General features: G+C 72.3%; 20 protein-coding genes. 1 reads left to right on the top strand and 19 read right to left on the bottom strand.

Features of this window, described 5'->3' with window-relative positions:
* Nucleotides 1-217: 217 nt before the first annotated feature.
* The 7 genes from AC29IT_RS26095 to ftsZ form a co-directional block, all read right to left on the bottom strand.
* Entirely contained in the window at nt 218-694 is a 477-nt protein-coding gene (locus AC29IT_RS26095; RefSeq protein ID WP_358436050.1) for a hypothetical protein, read from the bottom strand.
* A 117-nt stretch (nt 695-811) separates the two neighbouring features.
* Nucleotides 812-1639 carry a DivIVA-like cell division protein Wag31 gene (wag31, locus tag AC29IT_RS26090; RefSeq protein ID WP_358436048.1) on the bottom strand — a complete coding sequence of 276 codons (828 nt, stop codon included), beginning with the start codon at nt 1637-1639 and terminating at the stop codon, nt 812-814.
* 47 nt (nt 1640-1686) lie between these two features.
* Nucleotides 1687-1986, bottom strand: coding sequence for a YggT family protein (locus AC29IT_RS26085; RefSeq protein ID WP_358436045.1), 300 nt, complete (start codon nt 1984-1986; stop codon nt 1687-1689).
* 19 nt (nt 1987-2005) lie between these two features.
* The gene (locus AC29IT_RS26080; RefSeq protein WP_358436042.1) at nt 2006-2656 is read right to left on the bottom strand and encodes a cell division protein SepF; all 651 of its coding nucleotides are present in this window, start codon (nt 2654-2656) and stop codon (nt 2006-2008) included.
* Between the two features lie 70 nt (nt 2657-2726).
* Nucleotides 2727-3464 carry a YggS family pyridoxal phosphate-dependent enzyme gene (locus tag AC29IT_RS26075; protein ID WP_488220429.1) on the bottom strand — a complete coding sequence of 246 codons (738 nt, stop codon included), beginning with the start codon at nt 3462-3464 and terminating at the stop codon, nt 2727-2729.
* Complete coding sequence (gene pgeF / locus AC29IT_RS26070; RefSeq protein ID WP_358436036.1) at nt 3461-4180, bottom strand: peptidoglycan editing factor PgeF; 720 nt, start codon at nt 4178-4180, stop codon at nt 3461-3463. The genes AC29IT_RS26075 and pgeF overlap by 4 nt, the downstream gene beginning before the upstream one ends.
* 131 nt (nt 4181-4311) lie before the next feature.
* On the bottom strand, nt 4312-5667 hold the full coding sequence (gene ftsZ, locus AC29IT_RS26065) for a cell division protein FtsZ (RefSeq protein ID WP_488220428.1): 1356 nt from the start codon (nt 5665-5667) through the stop codon (nt 4312-4314).
* A gap of 445 nt (nt 5668-6112) precedes the next feature.
* Here ftsZ and AC29IT_RS26060 point away from each other — a divergent pair, with 445 nt between their 5' ends.
* Nucleotides 6113-7021: an SDR family oxidoreductase gene (locus tag AC29IT_RS26060; protein WP_488220427.1), complete on the top strand. Its 909-nt coding sequence runs from the start codon at nt 6113-6115 to the stop codon at nt 7019-7021.
* Here AC29IT_RS26060 and AC29IT_RS26055 read toward each other — a convergent pair.
* From AC29IT_RS26055 to ftsW, 12 genes are all read right to left on the bottom strand, one after another.
* A complete protein-coding gene (locus AC29IT_RS26055; RefSeq protein WP_488220426.1) occupies nt 6964-7989 on the bottom strand; it encodes a helix-turn-helix transcriptional regulator in 1026 nt (341 codons plus the stop codon). The two genes, AC29IT_RS26060 and AC29IT_RS26055, sit on opposite strands and share 58 nt — an antisense overlap.
* A 54-nt stretch (nt 7990-8043) precedes the next feature.
* Complete coding sequence (locus AC29IT_RS26050) at nt 8044-8847, bottom strand: carbohydrate ABC transporter permease (RefSeq protein ID WP_488220425.1); 804 nt, start codon at nt 8845-8847, stop codon at nt 8044-8046.
* A complete protein-coding gene (locus AC29IT_RS26045; protein WP_358436021.1) occupies nt 8840-9724 on the bottom strand; it encodes a carbohydrate ABC transporter permease in 885 nt (294 codons plus the stop codon). The genes AC29IT_RS26050 and AC29IT_RS26045 overlap by 8 nt, the downstream gene beginning before the upstream one ends.
* A complete protein-coding gene (locus tag AC29IT_RS26040) occupies nt 9721-11049 on the bottom strand; it encodes an ABC transporter substrate-binding protein (protein ID WP_488220424.1) in 1329 nt (442 codons plus the stop codon). Before AC29IT_RS26040 ends, AC29IT_RS26045 begins: the two co-directional genes overlap by 4 nt.
* Nucleotides 11050-11132: 83 nt before the next feature.
* Complete coding sequence (locus tag AC29IT_RS26035) at nt 11133-11945, bottom strand: ESX secretion-associated protein EspG (RefSeq protein ID WP_488220423.1); 813 nt, start codon at nt 11943-11945, stop codon at nt 11133-11135.
* Nucleotides 11946-12144: 199 nt separating this feature from the next.
* Nucleotides 12145-13545 carry a PPE domain-containing protein gene (locus AC29IT_RS26030; protein WP_488220422.1) on the bottom strand — a complete coding sequence of 467 codons (1401 nt, stop codon included), beginning with the start codon at nt 13543-13545 and terminating at the stop codon, nt 12145-12147.
* A gap of 96 nt (nt 13546-13641) precedes the next feature.
* Complete coding sequence (locus tag AC29IT_RS26025) at nt 13642-14175, bottom strand: DUF3558 family protein (protein WP_488220421.1); 534 nt, start codon at nt 14173-14175, stop codon at nt 13642-13644.
* The gene (locus AC29IT_RS26020) at nt 14172-14606 is read right to left on the bottom strand and encodes a hypothetical protein (protein ID WP_488220420.1); all 435 of its coding nucleotides are present in this window, start codon (nt 14604-14606) and stop codon (nt 14172-14174) included. Before AC29IT_RS26020 ends, AC29IT_RS26025 begins: the two co-directional genes overlap by 4 nt.
* A 407-nt stretch (nt 14607-15013) precedes the next feature.
* Entirely contained in the window at nt 15014-15757 is a 744-nt protein-coding gene (locus tag AC29IT_RS26015) for a cell division protein FtsQ/DivIB (protein WP_358436004.1), read from the bottom strand.
* Nucleotides 15754-17208, bottom strand: coding sequence for a UDP-N-acetylmuramate--L-alanine ligase (gene murC / locus AC29IT_RS26010; RefSeq protein ID WP_488220419.1), 1455 nt, complete (start codon nt 17206-17208; stop codon nt 15754-15756). Before murC ends, AC29IT_RS26015 begins: the two co-directional genes overlap by 4 nt.
* Nucleotides 17205-18326, bottom strand: a complete 1122-nt coding sequence (gene murG, locus AC29IT_RS26005) for an undecaprenyldiphospho-muramoylpentapeptide beta-N-acetylglucosaminyltransferase (RefSeq protein ID WP_358435998.1) — start codon at nt 18324-18326, stop codon at nt 17205-17207. The genes murC and murG overlap by 4 nt, the downstream gene beginning before the upstream one ends.
* Nucleotides 18323-19747 (bottom strand): putative lipid II flippase FtsW, encoded by a 1425-nt coding sequence (gene ftsW, locus AC29IT_RS26000; protein ID WP_358435995.1) that lies wholly within the window; start codon nt 19745-19747, stop codon nt 18323-18325. Before ftsW ends, murG begins: the two co-directional genes overlap by 4 nt.
* Nucleotides 19748-19750: the final 3 nt, after the last annotated feature.

The following is a 19750-nucleotide window of genomic DNA, read 5'->3' as shown; positions in this document are numbered from 1 at the left end:
TGTGACGGGCCGAACCCGTCCGGTTCTACTGGGGCGCCGCGGCAGCGCCGCGCCCGTTCTTCCGGAGGCTCCCCGGTGATGGCCGGATCAACGCCGATGCGGGCCGGCCGCTCCCCGGCGACCAGCCCGCATTCAGCATAACCATTCGACGCCACCGGGTTTCCACGGCCACCGCCGCGGTCCGCGCCCAGGGCCCTGAGCGCGCCACCCGGCGGGTTCAGCGCGCGGCGCGCGCCTGACCGGCCAGCACCGCGTCCGGGGTGCAACGGGCGCAGGCGGTGAAGCCCAGCTCCCGGGCTTCCTTCGCCGGCAGGCCCTGCACCTCCCGATCGCCGAGCCATTCGCAGCTCGCCAGGTGGTACCGGGGACGTTCGTCGACGACCACGACCTCGTCGTCCGATTCGGACACCAGCAGCGCGTCCGCCGCGTCGGTGTCCTCCTCGTCCGGTTCCGCATCGGCGTCGACCTCGTCGGCAGGTGCCGCCGGGTCCCGCCCCGCCTCGCCCGCGGCGACCGGCTGCCGCGGCGGTGAGCTCGCTTCCCTCCGCCGCCGCAACCGTTCCACCACGAGCAATGCCGCGGCCAGCACGCTGAGCAGCACCGACAGCCACGCCCATTCCGGGCGTTCGATCAGCACCGACGTCACCAGCACACCGCCGGCCGCCAGGACCAGGAACAGCACTACCAACAACACGCCGAACTCCCCTTCACCGCACCGTGCGGGGACCCCCTTGTCCCCTCCGCAGCCGACCACCGGCGGCCGGATGGCCGTGCGGTGGCTCGCGACCGGCGGATCCGGTCACCGGCCCGTTCAGCCGGCTTCGGCGGCTCGTGCTCCGAAGCTGTAGGTGTTCTGCTGGCCGGCGGCGCGGCTGCCGCTCTCGGCGGGTGCCGCCGATCCGCGGTCCTGCAGTTCACGCAGCTGCGATTCCAGGTAGGTCTGCAACCGGGTGCGGTACTCGCGCTCGAAGGTGCGCAAGGTGTCGATCTTCTTCTCCAGCGCGTTCTTCTCCTGGGTGATGTTGCCCATCACCTCGGCGTGCTTGCGCTGCGCGTCGCGTTCCAGACCGGCGGCCTTCTCGCGGGCCTGCCGTTCCAAGGTCTCGGCCCGGGTGCGGGCGTCGTTCAGCATCGTCTCGGCGCGGGTGCGCGCCTCGTTGACCATGCTGTCGGACTTCGACCGGGCGTCGGAGAGGAGCTGCTCGGACTTGGTCCGGGCCTCCGAGAGCATGCCGTCGGCTTCCGCCTTCGCCTCGCCGGTCAGCCGGTCCGCCATCTCCTGGGCGAGCCCGAGGACCTTGGCGGCCTGCACGTGGTGGTCACCACCGGGCGAGGTCTGCTCGGCCGCGGTGGGTGCCGGGACCGGCGCGAGCCGACGCGGTTCTTCCACCGGAGCGGGGGCGGCGGGAACCGCGGACGCCTGACTGCGGGCGTCGTCGAGATCGACCTGCGCGGTCTGCAGCTGGTTCTCCAGCTGCTCCATCTGGCTGCGCAGATCGTTGTTCTCCTCCACCAACCGGGCGAGCTCGGCTTCAACCAGGTCGAGGAAAGCGTCCACCTCGTCCTCGTTGTAACCGCGCTTCCCGATCGGCGGTTTACTGAACGCGACGTTATGCACGTCGGCGGGGGTCAAGCCCACAAGATCACCTCACGCACTCTTCGGCTGCAGGTCACCCGGGTTCCCCGTTACCCGGTCTGCGTCCACAGTTTCAACAGCAGCTGCATCAGTATGAACACAACCAGCAGCAGCACCATAATGGATAGGTCCAGCCCCACACCGCCGATGCGGACCGTCGGGATCACCCGGCGCAGCAGCCGGATCGGCGGGTCGGTCACTGTGTAGATGCTCTCCAACGCGATTGCAACCCCTCCAGCGGGGCGCCAGTCGCGGGCGAACACCCGGACGAGCTCGATCACGATACGGGCCGTGAGCAGCAGCCAGAAGATGAAGACCGCGTAGTAAAGGACGATCAGCGCCAGTTCCACAGCTCAACTCTGCCACCGGTCACCCGTAGTTGAAAAAGGCACCCTCGGCCAAGCGGCGCTTGTCCTCGGCTGCGACGTCCACGTTCGGGGGTGAGAGCAAGAACACCCGGTTGGTGACCTTCTCGATCGAACCGCGCATCGCGAAGGCCAGACCTGCGGCGAAGTCGACCAGACGCTTGGCGTCCGCTTCGTCCATCTCCGTCAGGTTCATGATCACCGGGGTGCCGTCCCGGTACTGCTCCCCGATCGTGCGGGCCTCGCTGTAGCTGCGAGGATGCAGAGTTGTGATCTTGCTCAAGTTGAAGTGGCTGCCGGTGTCGGTGACGGCCCGCAGCCGGGAGACGGACTCCCGCTCGGCGGCCGTGCGCGCCGCGGTCTCCGGCGTCCACTGCCTGCGGGCCGGCTTGACCTCGCGGTACTCCTCCCCGCGGTGACCGGGGTCCCGGTGCGGGGCCTCGCGGAGCCCGTGATCGTCGAAGCCCTCGTCCGCGGCCGCCTCGTCCTGGTAGCCACCGCGCACTCCGACCCGTCGCCTGCCGACCCGGTCGGCGGGCGCGTCGTACTCGCCCACGTCGCCGTACCGGTCGGGGTAGACCTCGTCGTCGAAGTCGTCGACCTCGTCGGCGGGCACCATGCCGAAGTAGGCCTTCAGCTTGTGCATCGTGCTCATCGGCGTGCCCTTCCTCCGCGACTCCTCCGAGCCGAGCGCGGTTCGACCCGCGTTCGACCCTCCGCCCAGGCTACGGCGAGATTAACCGTCGCCCTCCCAGCAGCGCTGTTCCGACACGCACCCGGGTGGAGCCGTGGGCCACAGCACTCTCCAGATCGCCGCTCATCCCCGCCGAGATCTCCCCAGCTTCGGGGTGGTCCCGGCGCACTCGCGCGGAGATCGTCGAAAGTGTGTCGAAGGCCACTCCCGGAGGCGTGGTCTGCGGTGCCACGGCCATGACTCCGCGCAACCGGAGCTCACTGCGGGCGGCGATGTCGTCGGCGAGCGCGGGGACCTCGGCGGCGGGACAGCCACCGCGACCGGCCGCCTCGTCGAGGTTCACCTGAACGAGAATTTCGAGCGGGCGTGTCCGCTCCCCCGCGTCGAGGGCGTTGCGCACCGCACCGGCCAGCGCCGCTACCAGCCGCGGGCTGTCCGCGGACTCCACCACGTCCGCCCAGCGGGCCACCGAGCGCGCCTTGTTCCGCTGCAGCTGCCCGACCATGTGCCAGCGCGCCGCGGCCTCAGGGCGCAGCTCCGCCAGCTCGGCGACCTTCGGCCGCGCCTCCTGCTCGCGGTTCTCCGCGAACGAGACCAGGCCCAGATCGGTCAGCAGGGCCACGTCCCGCGCCGGGAAGGTCTTGGTCACGGCCAGCAGTTGCACGTCCGCCACCGGCCGACCGGCCGCCGCGCAGGCGTCCGCGAGGCGCTGCCGCACCTCGCCCAGCGACTCGGCGAGCTCCGCGCGGCGCTCGTCGTCCTCGCTCACGACCCGTCCTCCGGCTCGGCCCACACCACGGCGGCGAACCGGCCGGTGCGCGGCCCGTCCCGGCGGTGGCTGAACAGCTCGCGGCTCTCCATCGTGCAGCGCGGGTCGATGCCGATCTTCGCGATGCCCGCGCCCGCCAGCTGCTCCCACAGGCCTGCGCGCAGGTCCAGGCCGGGCGTGCCCTTGCGGGTGCGGCACGCGCTGCCGGGCAGGTACTCCTCGACGTCGTCGCGCATCGCCTCGGGCACCTCGTAGCACTGGCCGCAGGCGGCGGGCCCCAGCAGCGCTTCGATGTCGTCGATCCGGGCGCCCGCGTCGCGCATCGCCTTCAGCGCCTCGACGAGCACGCCCACCCGGGCGCCGACCCGGCCCGCGTGCACCGCGGCCACCACACCGCTCACCGGATCGCCGAGCAGCACCGGCACGCAGTCCGCGGTGAGCACCGCCAGCGCCAGACCGGGCTGCGCGGTCACCACCGCGTCGGTGGCCTCCACCGGCTCCGGGCGCGGACCGTCGACGAGTTCGGCGGTCTTGCCGTGGATCTGCTCCATCCACACCAGCCGCGACGGGTCCAGCCCGATACCGGCGGCGAGCTTGCGCTCGTTCGCCGCGAGCGCCACCGGGTCGTCGCCGACCCGGCCGCCGAGGTTGAACGAGTCGAACGGCGGCTTCGAGCTGCCGCCTTCCCGCGTGGTGATCACGCGCCGGATCCGCACTCCATCACTCCCGTTCTCGAAAGGTCCTGCCGACTCGCGGGGCGGCCGTCCCGGAACACCGTGCCCGCACGTGAACGGGCACCGGGACGGTGTCCGTCCCGGTGCCCATTCTGGCCCACGTTCGAAGGCGATCAGCGTCGCATGAACGGAGGAATGTCCACGTCGTCGTCGTTGTCGTCCGAGACCGGCATCGGGCGGGACGGCAGCTGGCCGCTCATGCCCTGGGTGCCGGTGTGCGTCGGGTAGCCGCCGCCGGAGCGGGTCGGCACCGAGACGCCGGGCGTGCCGCCCTCGCCGTAGGTGGGCCGCGGTTCGTAGTTCTGCGGCTCGTAGCTCTGCGGCGGGGTGTACGGCTCGGGCTGCGGGGCCGGGGCCGGTGGCTGCTCGGCGGGGGCCTGCTGCTGCGGTGCGGGGGGCGGCTCGGGGGCGGCTTCGGCTGTGCTGTCGACGACCTGCCCCTCGGTGACCTGGCCCGCTTCGCCGCCGGCGACGGTGTCCCTGCCGCCGACCCTCGTCGGTTCGAGCTTCTTGTGGGTCGGCGCGCCCGCGTCGAAACCGGCGGCGATCACGGTGACCCGCACCTCGTCGCCGAGCGAGTCGTCGATGACCGTACCGAAGATGATGTTCGCTTCGGGGTGCGCGGACTCCTGCACCAGCGAGGCCGACTCGTTGATCTCGAACAGGCCGAGGTCGGAGCCGCCCGCGATGGCCAGCAGCACGCCGTGCGCGCCTTCCATCGAGGCTTCCAGCAGTGGCGAGTTGATCGCCTTCTGCGCGGCCTGCACGGCTCTGCCCTCCCCGCGCGCCGAGCCGATGCCCATCAAGGCGCTGCCCGCCCCGGACATGACGCTCTTGACGTCGGCGAAGTCGAGGTTGATCAGACCCGGCGTGGTGATCAGGTCGGTGATGCCCTGCACACCGGAGAGCAGCACCTCGTCCGCGGAGCGGAACGCGTCCATCAGGCTGACCCCGATGTCACCGAGCTGCAGCAGCCGGTCGTTCGGGATCACGATGAGCGTGTCGCAGCAGTCGCGGAGCTCCTTGATGCCCTGCTCGGCCTGGTTCGCCCGGCGCTTGCCCTCGAAGGAGAACGGCCGGGTGACCACGCCGATGGTCAGTGCGCCGAGCTTGCGCGCGACGTCGGCGATCACGGGGGCGCCACCGGTGCCGGTGCCGCCTCCTTCGCCCGCGGTCACGAAGACCATGTCGGCGCCCTTGAGGACCTCTTCGATCTCTTCCTTGTGGTCCTCGGCTGCCTTGTGCCCGACCTCGGGGGCGGCGCCCGCGCCGAGTCCTCGGGTCAGTTCGCGGCCGATGTCCAGCTTCACGTCGGCATCGGACATCAGCAGGGCCTGGGCGTCGGTGTTCACCGCGATGAACTCGACGCCCTTGAGCCCGACCTCGATCATGCGGTTGACGGCGTTGACGCCGCCTCCACCGATGCCGACGACCTTGATCACCGCGAGATAGTTGTGCGGGGGCGTCATCGGGTCCGCCTTCCTGGTCGTGGCTGAGCGCTCTGCGTTGCTCGGACCGCCGCGGGAGCGGTCACCGTGGGAACCGGACAGTAGTCCGGGGCCGGCACGGGTACCGGTCGACACCGGAGTGGTCCCGTGCGAGCACAAGATCGAAACGCGGTCAACCCCGTACCCGGTGCGGACCGTAGGCATGCCCGCGTCGCCGCGTCCAGCAGCCACGCCGGGAGTTCTCCCAGGTGTGTCATGCCACCCACGTCGCAGATCCGCCTCGACCGTCGTTCTCGCCTGCACGGTGATCGGCGCGCTGCGCGATCACCGATGTTCACCGTACCGCGCGTCCGGGCGTGCCGGGTGGCCCACTCGGAAAAGAACGCCGCCGGAATCCGGACCGCGGTCGTCCGGATTCGCCGCCAGCATCGGCGGGACGAACCGGAACCGGCGGAGGAGCACGACGATGGGACGACCGCTGCAGGGGAAGATCGCGCTGGTCGCGGGCGCGACGCGGGGCGCGGGCCGGGCGATCGCGGTGGAGCTGGGCGCCGCTGGCGCCACGGTGTACGGCACCGGGCGCACCACTCGCGAGCAACGCTCCGACTACGACCGCCCAGAGTCCATTGAGGACACCGCGGAGCTGGTCACCGCGGCGGGCGGCGAGGGCATCGCGGTGCGGGTGGACCACCAGGTCCCGGAGCAGGTGCGGGAGCTGGTGGCGCGGATCGAGCGGGAGCGCGGCCGACTGGACCTGCTGGTCAACGACATGGGCGGCGAACACCTGATGGACTGGCACAAACCGGTGTGGGAGCACTCGCTGGACCTCGGGCTGCGCAGGCTCCGGATCGGCATCGAAGCGCACCTGATCACCAGCCACTTCGCGCTCGCGCTGCTGTCCCGCACCCCCGGCGGGCTGGTGGTGGAGCTGACCGACGGCACCACCGAGTACAACCGGCGCTACCGCGCTGACTGCGGCGCGTTCTTCGATGTGACGAAGATCGCCGCGAGCAGGTTGGCGTTCGCCCAGTCCGAAGAGCTGCGCCCGCACGGCGGGACCGCACTCGCGATCACCCCGGGCTGGCTGCGCTCCGAGATGATGCTCGACCACTTCGGCGTCACCGAGCAGAACTGGCGCGAGGCCACCGAACCGCACTTCTCGATCTCGGAATCGCCGCACTTCGTCGGCCGCGGGGTCGCGGCCCTGGCGGCGGATCCGGAGGTGTCCCGCTGGGCGGGGCGCACCGTCTCCAGCTTCGAGCTCGCGGAGCACTACGGGTTCACCGACCTGGACGGGTCGCGACCGGATTCGTGGCGCTACATCGCGGAAGTCGTCGAGGCGGGCGCGCCGGAGGACACCACCGGGTACCGCTGATCCGCCGCCCGGTACAGCTCGGTGAGCTCGGCGGCGGTCCGCGCCATCCGCTCGGCCAGCTCCGTCGGGGCCAGCACCTGGACCTGCGCGCCGAGCCCGAGCAGCTGCGCGTGCGCGACCTCGAGGGACTCGACGGGCAGGGTGGTCGTCACCCAGCCCTGCTCGTCCGGCTCCCCCGCCGCGGCGCGCGCGTCCGCCGCGCCCGGGCCGCCGACCTGGGCGTGCAAGGCGGCGAGCGCGCCCGGGGCGAGCCGCACGGTGATCTCCGCGCGCAGCAGGGCGCGTTCGAACTCGGCGCCGCGGCGCGCCCAGAACTCCGGCAGCGCGAACTCGGTGTCCCGCTCGAACGGCTCGCCGGGCTCCGCGGAGCGGAACCGGTCGACGCGGTACACCCGGAACCGGCCGTCGCAGCGCCCCGCCAGGTACCAGGCGCCCGCCTTGAGGACCAGGCCGTGCGGTTCGATCTCGCGGTGCACCTCCCGGTCGCCGCGCCGGTAGGTGGCCCGCACCGCGCGGTCCTGCCACACCGCGTCGGCGAGTTCCGGCAGCAGCGGCGGCGTCGCCGCCTCCCGGAACCAGCCGGGCGCGTCCAGGTGGAAGCGCCGCCCGACCCGGTCCGGCACGTCCCGGTTGCTCGGCGCGAGCGCGGCGGAGATCTTGCGGCGGGCGCTGCCGACGGCCTCGGTGAGGCCCATCTCGGCCGCCGGACCCGGGATTCCGGCCAGCAGCAGCGCCTCGGCCTCCGCCCGGTGCAACCCGGTGAGCCGCGTCCGGTAGCCGCCCAGCAACCGGTAGCCGCCGTTGCGGCCGCGTTCCGCGTAGACCGGCACGCCGGCCTCGGCCAGCGCCCGCACGTCGCGGGCCACGGTGCGCTCGGTGACCTCCAGCTCGGCCGCCAGCTCCGGGCCGGTCGCCGCGCCCCGGTTCTGCAGCAGCAGCACCAACGAGATCAACCGCGCCGCCCGCATCGCTCCCCCTCCGCCGGTGCCGCGGACGCTACGCCCGACCCCCGACAGCGGCGCTCACTTCAGCCCGGTGGTCTTCAGCGAGGAGATGAGCTTGCGCTGCCCCAGCAGGAACACCAGCACCGTGGGGATCGCGGCCAGCAGCGCCGCGGCGATCACGTACTGCTGCTTGGAGGCGTACTGGCCCTGCAACGAGGCGATGCCGACCTGCACCACCTGCAGCGACTCGTCCTGGGCCACCGCCAGCGGCCACAGGAACGAGTTCCAGTTCGCGAGGAAGAACAGCACCGCCAGCGCCGCCAGCATCGGCCTGCTCAACGGCAGCACCACGTGCCAGTAGGTGCGCCAGTGCCCGCAGCCGTCCAGCTGCGCCGCGTCCTCCAGCTCGCGCGGCACCCCCAGGTAGAACTGCCGCAGCAGGAAGATACCGAACGCGTTGAACACGCCCGGCACGATCAGCCCCGCGTACGTGTCGACCATGCCGAGCGTCCGCACCACCAGGAACAGCGGCACCAGGATCACCGGCAGCGAGATCAGCAGCGTCGCGATGACCGCCGCGAACGCGATCCCCCGGCCGCGGAAGTGCATCCGCGCCAACGCGTACGCGGCCATCGAGTGCACCAGCAGCGCCACCGCCGTCACCACCACCGAGACGAACGCGCTGTTCGCGAGGTAGCGCAGGAACGGCACCTCGGTCAGCACGTACCCCACGTTCTCCAGCGTCAACGCGCTCGGCCAGCCCACCGAGAACAGCTCCGCCGCGGGCCGGAACGCCGCCAGCAGCAGCCACAGCAGCGGCGCGATCGTCAGCAGCGCCACCAGGTACGCCAGCAGCGCCCGCCCGCGGATCCCGCTACGCATCGAACCGGCCTCCTCGGGTCGCGGCGAACAGCACCCCGGTGATCGCGCCCAGCAGCAGCACCAGCAGCGCGCAGATCGCCGCCGCGTAGCCGAACCGGCCGAACTGGAACGCCTGCTGGTAGGCGTAGTAGACGACGGTCGACGTCGCGTTCGCCGGGCCGCCCGAAGTCGTCACGAAGACCAGGTCGAACGCCTGCAACCCGGCCACCGCGTTCACCGTGGACGTGATGAGCACGAAGAAGCTCGTCGGCCGCAGCATCGGCCAGGTCACGTGCCGGAACCGGTGCCACGCGCCCGCACCGTCCACCGTGGCCGCGTCGTAGAGGTCGCCGGGGATGTCGTTCAGCCCGCCGAGGAAGATGAGCATCTGGTAGCCCATCAGGAACCACACGCTGATCAGCACCAGCGTGACCAGCGCCAGGTCCGGATCGCCCAGCCAGGAGACCCCGTCCAGGCCGAACACCGCCAGCACCCGGCTCACCAGGCCCGTCTTGTCGGTGAGCAGGAACTGCCAGAGCAGCCCGATCACCACCAGGCTCACCGCGTTCGGCAGGAACAGCGCCGCGCGCACCGCCCCCACCCCCGGGAAGTGGTCGCGCACCAGCAGCGCCAGCGCCAGCCCGCACGCGAACACCAGCGGCACGAACAGGCCCGCGTACAGCGCGGTGATGCCGAAGCTGCGCCACAGCAGCCCGTCGCCCGCCATCAACCGGAAGTTGTCCAGCCCCGCCCACTCGACGTTGCCGAAACCGTCCACTTCGAACAGTCCGACGACCAGCGCCAGCACCGTCGGCACCGCCACGAACACCAGCAGCCCCACCGCGTCGGGGGCCAGGAAGCCGAGCGCGGCCCGGCCGTCGGAACGCCGGGCGCTCATTGGATCGCCGCCCCGTCGTAGCCGGCCAGGAACGTGTCGATCTGCTCGGACGCCGCCCCGGCCACCGCGGCCGGGTCGGCGCCGTCGAGCTGGCAGGACTGCAACGCGTCCGAGATCGCGCGGTACACCTCCGGCGGATAACGCGGTTCCGGGCGAGCCTCGGCCATCACCTCGTCGGCGAACACCCGCATCGGGCCGTCGTCGAAGGCACCGTGCGCCTCGGCTGCGCGGCGCACCGAATAGCGGGGCGGGATGCCCGTCTTCGCCACGGTGTTCCACTGCCGCATCCGCTCCACGCACGCCGGATCGGAGGAACCGAGCGCCCAGGCCACGAACTCGGCCGCCACCTCCGGGTTGGCGCCGTAGGCGTTGGCGACCATCGCCCAGCTGCCCAGCGCGGTGGTCGCGGTACCGCCCGGCGGTGCGGGCATCGGGGTGACGCCGTAGCGGAAATCGGGCGCCTGCTCGGCGATCTCGGCGATGCCCCAGATCCCCAGCTGCTGCATCGCGCAATAGCCCTGCGCCAGGTTGGAGATCGTGTCGTTGCCGCCTTCACCGCGCACCCGGCGCGGCGCGGCACCGCTGCGCACCGCGTCCTGCCACAACCGCATCGCCCGGTGCGTGGCCGGCGAGTCGAAGGCGCTGCGCCGCTGGTCCGGGGTGAACACGTCCCCACCGGCCATCCACAGCCACGGGTACCAGGTGAAGTTCTGGTAGTAGCCGGGATTCGTCTCGAACAGCATCCCGAACCGGTCCGGGGTGGTGAGCCGCTCGGCCAGGCCCAGCAGCTCGTCCCAGGTGCCCGGCAGGTCCCCTTCGGCGAGCCCGGCGCGTTCGAACACGTCCTCGCTGTAGAACAGCGCCAGCGGTTCGATCTCCATCGGTAGCCCGAACACCCGGTCGTCGACCAGCCGCGTCGCCAGCACCTCCGGCAGGAAGTCCTCCCGCACGCCCGGTTCGAGGTGCGGGGTGAGGTCGGCCAGCGCACCGCCGTTGTAGTAGCGCAGGAAATCGCCGGGGCTGAGCAGGAACACGTCCGGACCGGCACCGGCGCTGAACGAGGTCTGCAGGGTGGGCCCGGCCTTGTAGTCCTTGTTCGGCACGTACCGCAGCCGCACCTGCACCTCGTGCGTGGCGTTCCAGTCCGCGGCGAGCTTGCTGATCCAGTCGCTCTGGCTCTTGTTCTGCCCGCCCGGGCCGTAGAAGTTCCACAGGCTGATCTCGTGCGGGTCGCGGGCCGGGGCACAGCCGGCGGCTCCCGCGAGCAGCGCCGCCCCCGCCCCGCGCAGGGCCGTGCGACGGCTGATCGCGGGCACGTCGCGCATCCGGTCCCCCCAGAAATCGATTGCCGAACGCTATTCCCGGCGATCGAAGGCGGTCAATGCGCCATTGGTGGGGTGCACGGGGGTCAGCGCACCGACTCGACCAGCGCTTCCACTCGGGTGCGAACCTCCCGTGCGTCCGCCGGAGTGAGGGCGTGCACCCGTTCGCCCACGCCGCCCCGCTCCGCGTGGTCCAGGTAGCGGCCGTCGGGGGCGGCGTTGTCGAACCAGCGCACCACCGCCGAACGCCGCCGCGCACCGCGCGGATCGCGCGCCGACGCGGCGAACTGGCCCGCCCGCAGGTGCGGGGCCGATCCGATGCTCCGGTACTGCTCGACCAGCCGGTCACCGCTGCTGCCGCGCACCGGCGCCACCTGCTGCAGGAATCCGGTGGCGAGTTCCTCCGGGCCGGACCGCAGCGAGCTCTCCGGAACCCGCACCCGGCCGCGGGTTCCGGGCGGCGCCGGTGGCAGCGTCGCCAGCAGCACCTCGGACAGCGCCGCCCGGTGGTGCAGCTCCACGGTCAGCGTCCCGCCGTACCGCGCGTCCTCCCCCGGTTCCTGCACGCCGAGAACCACCCGGTCGCGGCCGGCGAGCGCGGCCACCGAGCGCCACGCGGCCACACCGCCGAACTCCGGGCACCACACCGAGTCGACCCACAGGTGCGGGCCCGCGAGCACCCGCAGCGCCTCCGCCAGCTCCGCCGGGACCTCGTCGTCCACCAGGAGCCCGGCCCGGTGCATCGCGGGGGCTTCCCGGCGCGCCAGCTCGCGGAGCTGCCGCCGCGTGCGCCCGAAAGCCGGTGCCTCCAGCGGCAGCGCGAGATCATCCACCGCCAGGTAGCGGCGCAACAAGTACAGGTGCAGCGGGTGCAACCGCCACCGGACCACCAGTGCCATCTCGTTCCCCCTAGGCACGATCCTCGAAGACTCCCTTCCCCACGACCGCCGTCCTGTCCGCTGCGACCCCGTGCGCAGCTCGGCCACCCGCGGGTTCGCAGCGGCGCTCTCGCGAGGACGTTCTCCTACCGGTGCCGACGAAGCCCGCGGCGAGAACGCCGTCGAGGGCCGGCCCACCCCCGCAGCGACGCGGAGGTGCTCACTCGCCGAAGACCGGTGGGGCGGTCTTCGGCATGCCCTCCATCCAGACGTCGTCCTGCTCCTCCAGCCAACCGGGGCGTTCGTGCTCGTAGTCCTCGCCGCCTTCGCCGCGGCGGGCCGCGCCCGTTCCCCCGGCGCCCCCGCGTGCACCGCCGGTCGAGGCGGCCGGGCCGCCTGCCGGGACACCACGGACGCCCGCTCCGGAACCGGCTCCGACGCCCGCCCGTCCGCCCGGGCCCGGCTGGTCGCCGGGGCCGCCCGCCCGGGCTCCGGGAGTTCCGCCGCCGGGCCTGCCACCCGTTCCGCCGATTCCGCGACCTCCTGCACCGCGGCCTCCCGCACCACGGCCGCCGGGGGCCGGACCGCCGCCTCGGCCGCTACCGGTGCCACCCGGGACGCCGCCGCCCGGCAGCGGGACCGGACCGGGCAGCACCGGTGACGGCGGGACGCGCTGCCCGCCGGGCGGTACTCGTTCCGGGGTGCCGTCGGGGCGCTGGTCCGGAACCCACGACGGATCGGACCCCGCCGGGCCGTCCGGGCGCCCGGTACCGCCGCCGCGGTCGTGGCCGGTCGGATCGACACCGGTCCGGTCGGCACCGGCACGATCCGCGCCACCCCGACCGCGGTCCTGCGGCTCCACCGGCGGAGGCGGCGGCTCGACCGGCGGGGGCGCCACGGGTGGTGGCGGCGGCAGCGGCGCGCCGTCCAGACCCGGGTAGACCGGAATCGTCCCGTCCACGTCGTGGTACGTCGGGGTGAAGACGCGCTGCATCGTCTCCTGGGCGGCGCGCTCCGCCTCCTGCCGTTCCCGCATCTGCGCGAGCGCGTCCACGCCGCCGCCGACGAACCCGCCGGGAATGCCCGCGGCGAGGGTGCGGCCGATGCTGTAGTCCTGCGGCTTCGGCACCATCGCCTTCACCTGGCCCGCGGCCGAACCCGCCTGCTCGACCTTGTTCCCGGTCAGCTGGAACGCCTGGCCGCTGTCGGACATCCACTGCACGAGCGGTTCGGCGGAAGCCGTGGCGACGTCCGCCGCCTCGCCCTCCCAGCCGCCCGCGATGGCGGCACCCGCATCGCGGTGCAGGTCCGGGCCGATCTCCGCGAGGGCGGTGCCGATCCGGCGCCACGCTTCCGCGACCTCCTGCGCCTTCGCCGGGTCCAGCGAGCGCTCGTTCGTCTCGTACAGCTCGTGGTGGCTGTAGGACTGCCAGTTCTCCTGCTCGGTGATCGACGGCGGGTCGAACTCGCCACCCGCGTGCAGCTGCTCGTTGCGGTCGGCCAGCACGTCGCGCCGCCGCTCGCCGGAGCGCTCGGCCGCCTCCGCCTGTTCCCGCGCCGCGCGTTGCGCCGTCGTCTCGTAGCCCAGCCAGGACGCCCCGGCATCGTGGGCCGTGTCCACGGCGCGCTCCGCCCAGTCCCCGAATCCCAATTCATCCCCCCGGTTCGCGGCCGCCCGCCGGAATCGCCGGCGGGCGTTTCACGTGTTCGCCGCTGATCAGCGTGGGCTCTTCGCCGCGATCAGCTCCGCCACCTGCCAGGACTCGGCGCACTCGTCACGGGTTCCGTCGCCGGTCTCCTGCGCCGTCGCGATGATCACGCCACCCCCGGCGTCGAACATCGTGGAGCAGATGCGGGACGACATGGAGCCTCGGACGACGGTGATCGCGGCCGCCCTTCCGTCGAGCTCAGCCCGTTCGAACTTCGCCCAGTTCGTCTGCGCCCCGTAGCGCTCGACGGTCATCTCCTGGTTCTTGTAAAAGCTGTAACCGAACGGATCTCCGTCGAAGTCACAGCCCGGCTCCCAAGAGAGGTTGTTGTTCGGATAGCCGGGCGGCCACGCACCCCGCGCGGACAGCTCGGGCGTGGTGAGCATCGTGCACGGGTCGACCTTCGCAAGCCCGACCGTCCGCACGTGTTCGGCCAGAGCGGGCTGCTCGTCCGCCTGGGAATCCAGCGCACACCCGGAAAGCGCCAGCAATGTCCCCACGGCGAGCACCACGGCAGCGCTCTTGCGCAGAACGGAACTCATCCCTCACCTCGCCGGAGCCCGTGCGCGACGCCATCGTCGATCGCGGTGTAATCCTTGGCCGCCTGCCTGAGTAGTTCCGCCTTCCCCTGCAGCTCTCTGCACAACCGAGCGAGCAATGCGGCGGCGCCGGATGTTTCATCATCGGCTTTCGCGGCGAACTTCTGCGCCAACTGCACAGCCGAGCAGTAATCACCGAGCCCTTGCACCCGCCGCATGGCGTCCATGTTGCGATTGAGCCGTTCAACTCGCCGCAGCGCCTTCTCATAAGCCTGCGCCGCTTTCTCCGCCGCCTCCGGGTCGATCTTGAGCCGACCGGACGCCACCTGCGCCCGGAGCTGCTCGTTCTGGGCCGAGATTCCGGCCAGCTGCGCGGAAACGGCCTCCAGCGAGCCACCACCGCCACCACGCGCCGACCCTGCACCGTCGGTCACTTCGCCTCCTCGCTCCGATCTGATCGGACGGGGAAACGTTATCGATCCGACCGGTCAATTCGGTCGAATTAAATGGCCGTCACGCGGTTTTCCACCTGAAAGTCGGACGGCGGCCACGGAGCGTACTCAGCAGAGTTGCCGAAGATGACATTCCTGTTGTCTTATTCCGAAATCACTCGATTTCCAGGCGTACGGACGTCGACACCGCGGGAGAAATCCGCGATCGGACGGATTCACTCTTCCCAATGGTCGACCGCCATTAGAGTGATCACCGCACCCGATTGGCCGTCGCCGATCCCACCTTCGCCGGATCAACGGCGAACCCGCCGAACGACCTGCACCGCGGAGGGCCGTGCCCGGCACCGGCCGCACCCGACTCCATCACGGCCCCCGCAGCAGCCGGCCGATCACGCCACCGTCGGCAGATCCGGGCTCGTCACGTCGTAGACCTGTCCGGAGCGGGTCAGCAGCGGCACCAGGATCGCCGCCTTCCGGTCCGCGGCCGTGCTCTCCCCCCAGTGCACCTGCCTGCCTCCGCCCAGCGCCAGGTACAGGTTCTGCGGCCGTTCGGCCCGCACCTCGGTGACCTGGGACCGCAGGTCCGGGGGCAGCGCGGTGAGCGCGATCATCGCGGTCCGCACGCTCTCCGCCCGGTCCTCGCCGAGCCGCAGCTGGGCGAGCCCGCCGGGCGGGCGGGGCACGGTGCGGAACGGCACCCCGGCCGCGTCGATCAGCCGGAACCCGCTCTCCCCTGGCCCGTCGGCGGGCACGTACGCCACGGCGACGCGTTCGGCGATCTCCAGTCGTACCGTCGAGGGCCACTCCAGGTGGACCTCCGAATCGGCGATCTCCGGGACCGCGCCGAGCCGGGACCGGATGCCCTCGGCGTCGACCTGCAGCATCGGGGTGCCGAGTCCGACGCCCGCGGTGTCCAGCACGAGCTGCTCCGGCACGCCGGTGAGCCCGGCGACCTGCACGGAGCGGACACCGAGCAGCGGGCTGTAGTAGAGCGCGAGCACCAGGACGGTCACCACGGACATCGCCACCGGCAGCACCCAGCGGCGCTGCGGCCGCTGGATCCCACCGCGCACCGGCCGGCCGCGGGTGCGGCGCACCCCCGGCCGGTTCGACGACCGCCCTGCCGCGCTCACCCCGCCGTTCCTCCGGTTCCCGCGGCCCGCTCCAGTTCACCGAGGATCTCCGGGCCGAGCATGGTCACGTCACCGGCGCCCATGGTGAGCACCAGGTCTCCCGGTGCGGCGAGCCCGGCGACGAGCGGTGCCGCATCGGTCAGGGACGGTTCGAAGTGCACCCGGTCCGCCGCACCCGGGATCTGGTCGGCGATGAGCGCACCGGTGACGCCGGGCTGCGGGTCCTCCCGCGCGCCGTAGACGTCGAGCACCACGATCTCGTCGGCGAGGCCCAGCGCGGTGGCGAACTCGGTGGCGAAGGCGGCGGTGCGGGAGAACAGGTGCGGCTGGAACACCACGACGAGCCTGCCGTCGCCGACGACGGGCCGGGCCGCGCGCAGCTGCGCGTCGACCTCGGTGGGGTGGTGGGCGTAGTCGTCGTAGACGAGCACGCCACCGGCCTGGCCCTTGAACTCGAAGCGGCGGCGCACTCCGCCGAACGCGGCGAGCCCGTCGAGCAGTTCCTCCAGCGGCGCCCCGAGTTCCAGCCCGGCGAGCAGCGCGGCGACGGCGTTGCCGGCCATGTGCTCGCCCGGCACGGAGACCTGCACGTCGATCCGCTTCCCGTCGAGTTCGACGGCGGCGACGCCCGCCCCGTGCTCGGGCCGGTAGTCGACGATGCGCGCGTCGCCGGGCTCACCGGCGGTGTGCCCGTAGCGGCGGACGCGGAGTCCGCTCGCGGCGGCCTGCCCGGCGAGCCGGGCGGATCCGGGGTCGTCGGCGTTGACGATGAGCACGCCGCCGGGTTCGACGCGGCGGACGAACTCGTCGAACACCTCGGTGTAGGCCTCCGCGGTGCCGTGGTGGTCGAGGTGGTCGGGTTCGACGTTGGTGACCACGGCGACCGAGGGGGCGAACACGAGGAACGAGCCGTCGCTCTCGTCGGCTTCGGCGACGAACACGCCGCCTTCGCCGTGGTGCGCGTTGGCCCCGGACTCGTTGAGGTCGCCGCCGATGGCGAACGACGGGTCGAGCCTGCAGTGCTGCAGCGCGACGGTGAGCATCGAGGTCGTCGAGGTCTTGCCGTGCGTGCCCGCGACGCAGGCGACGCGGTGTTCGGCCATGAGCGCGGCGAGCGCTTCGGCGCGGCGCAGCACGGCGACGCCGCGGCGCTGGGCTTCGACGAGTTCCGGGTTGTCCGGCCGGATCGCGGTGGACACCACGACTGCGGTCGGGTCCTGGCCGAGCTGGTCGAGGTTCTCGCCGCGGTGCCCGAGCGCGACCTGCGCGCCCTGGGCGCGCAGCGCGAGCACGGTGCGGGAGTCGCGGGCGTCGGAACCGGAGACCTGCCGGTCGCGGGCGAGCAGGATGCGGGCGATGCCGCTCATGCCCGCACCGCCGATGCCGACGAGGTGGACGCGGGACAGCAGGTCGTCGGTGCCGCTGCGTTCCGCGGTCTGGGCTTCGGTCACTGGCCGGCCACCTCCAGCACGATCCGGGCCAGCACCTGATCGGCTTCCCGGTGTCCGGTACCCAGAGTGGCACGGCTCATCATGTGCAGCCGCTGCGGGTCGCGGCCGAGCGGCAGGATCTCGTTGATGACCTTGTCCGGCGTCATGTCCTCGTCGGCGACGAGCAGGGCACCGCCCGCGGAGACGACGGGCTGCGCGTTGAGGGCCTGTTCGCCGTTGCCGTGCGGCAGCGGCACGAACACGGCGGGCAGTCCGACGGCGGACACCTCGGCGACGGTCATGGCACCGGAGCGGCACACGACGAGGTCGGCGGCGGCGTAAGCGAGGTCCATCCGCTCCAGGTACGGCACCGCGTTGTAGACGGGAGCACCGGGAACCTGCTGCACGGCGAGGGTGTTCTTCGGCCCGTGCGCGTGCAGCACGCCGATGCCCGCGCGCCCGAGCGCCTGCGCGGCTCCGGAGAACGCGGTGTTCAGCGTCTGGGCGCCTTGCGATCCGCCGAACACGAGGATGGTCGGCGCGTGCGGGTGCAGCCCGAAGAACTGCCGGGCCTGCATGCGCAGCGCGGCGCGGTCGAGGCTGGTGATGGATTCGCGCAGCGGGATGCCGATGGGCCGGGCCCCGGCGAGTCCGCTGTCGGGGGTGGCGGCGAGGACGCGTTCGGCGAACCGGGCGCCGACCTTGTTCGCCATGCCCGCCCGGGCGTTGGCCTCGTGCACGACAATGGGGGTGCGGCCGCGCGCGGCGAGGTAGGCGGGCAGCGACACGTAGCCGCCGAACCCGACGACGACGTCGGCCTGGACGCGTTCGAGCACGTCCTTGGTCTTGCGCACCGAGTCGCGCACCTTCAGCGGCAGCCGCAGCAGTTCGGTGCTGGGCTTGCGCGGCATCGGCACCGGCGGCACCAGTTCCAGCGGGTACCCGCGAGCGGGCACCAACCGGTTCTCCAGTCCGCGTTCGGTGCCGAGCGCGGTGATGCGCGCGTCCGGGCGCATCCTGCGCACGGCGTCGGCCAGGGCGAGGGCCGGCTCGATGTGTCCGGCGGTGCCGCCGCCTGCGACGACGACCGACAGGCCGCGCCGGGCGGGGTGTCCGGGGGCCGGGTGCTGCCCGCTCAACGGTGTCCTCCTCGTGTCTGTGCCCGGGATCCGGTCTTGCCGCGGGCCGCGGTGCGGTTCCGCGCGTCCGGTGATCCCCGGCGGGTCGGCTGGGCCCCTGCGCTGCGCGCTCCGGGGCGGCTGGTGGGCGCGGTGCGCGCCGGGCGGCGTTTCGCCGGCGGGCGGTAAGGCTCTGGTGTGGACAGGCGCAGCAGTTTCCCGACGCGGCCCGGTCCGAGCGACCGTAGCGCGGCGATCGCTTCGGGCTCGTGCCGGGCGAAGTTCGCCAGCAGCCCGAACACCAGCATGCTGGTCACCACGGACGAGCCGCCGGAGGAGATCAGCGGCAGCGGCAGCCCGGTGATGGGCAGCAGGCCGACGACGTAGCCGACGTTGATCGCGGCCTGTCCGACGAGCCAGGTGGTGAGGGTGGCGGCGACGAGCCGGATCCACGGGTCGGTGTTGCGGGCGGCGATGCGCATCCCGACGTAGGCGGTGGTGCCGAACAGCACGAGCACGATGACGCAGCCGACGAAGCCGAGCTCTTCGCCGATGACCGCGAAGATGAAGTCGTTGTGCGCGTTGGGCAGGTACTGCCACTTCGACCAGCCCTGGCCGAGCCCGCGGCCGAACAGCCCGCCGTCGGCGAGCGCGAACAGCGCCTGCCGGGCGTGGTAGCCGCGTCCGGTGGGGTCGGAGGCCGGGTCGAGGAAGGTGGTGATCCGGTCCATCCGGTACTGCGCGACCATCGCGAGCACGACGGCGGCGGTGACGGCCCCGAGCACGGAGACGCCGAACAGCCGCAGCGGCGCCCCGGCGAACCACATCAGCGCGAGCAGCACGATGAACAGCGTGATCGTGGAGCCGAGGTCGGGCTGCAGCATGACCAGCGCGAACATCAGCATCGCCGCGGGCACCACGGGCACCAGCAGGTGCCGGTACTGGGCGAGCAGCCCGCGCTTGGTGACGAGCACGTGCGCGCCCCACAGCGCGAAGGAGATCTTGGCGAATTCGACGGGCTGGAAGGAGATCCCGCCGAACACGAACCAGCTCTGCGCGCCGTTGCGGACGCTGCCGAGCGGGGTCAGCACGAGCACGAGCAGCAGCAGGCAGCCGCCGAAGACGGTGAGGCTGTGCTTGCGCATCTGCCGCACCGGAAGCCGCAGCGCCCCGTAGAACAGCACGAGCCCGCCGCCGCAGTACACGACCTGCCGGATGAAGATGTCGTAGGACGATCCGGCGCTGGTGAACGAGTCCACGCTGGACGCGGACAGCACCATGACGAGCCCGAACACGGTGAGCAGGCCGAACACGGCGAGCAGCAGGTGGAACGAGGCGAGCGGCCGGGTGAGCCACGCGGTGAGCGGCGTCGTGATGGCCGCGAGCCCGGTGGGCTTGCGGGTGCGGCGCGGCCTGCGGGCGGTCGCTGCGGGGGTGGCCATCGG

The sequence above is a fragment of the Saccharopolyspora sp. MMCC62 genome, from assembly GCF_057736575.1.
The sequence above is the reverse complement of the archived record's forward strand: the minus strand, read 5'-3'. Positions and strand labels throughout refer to the sequence as shown.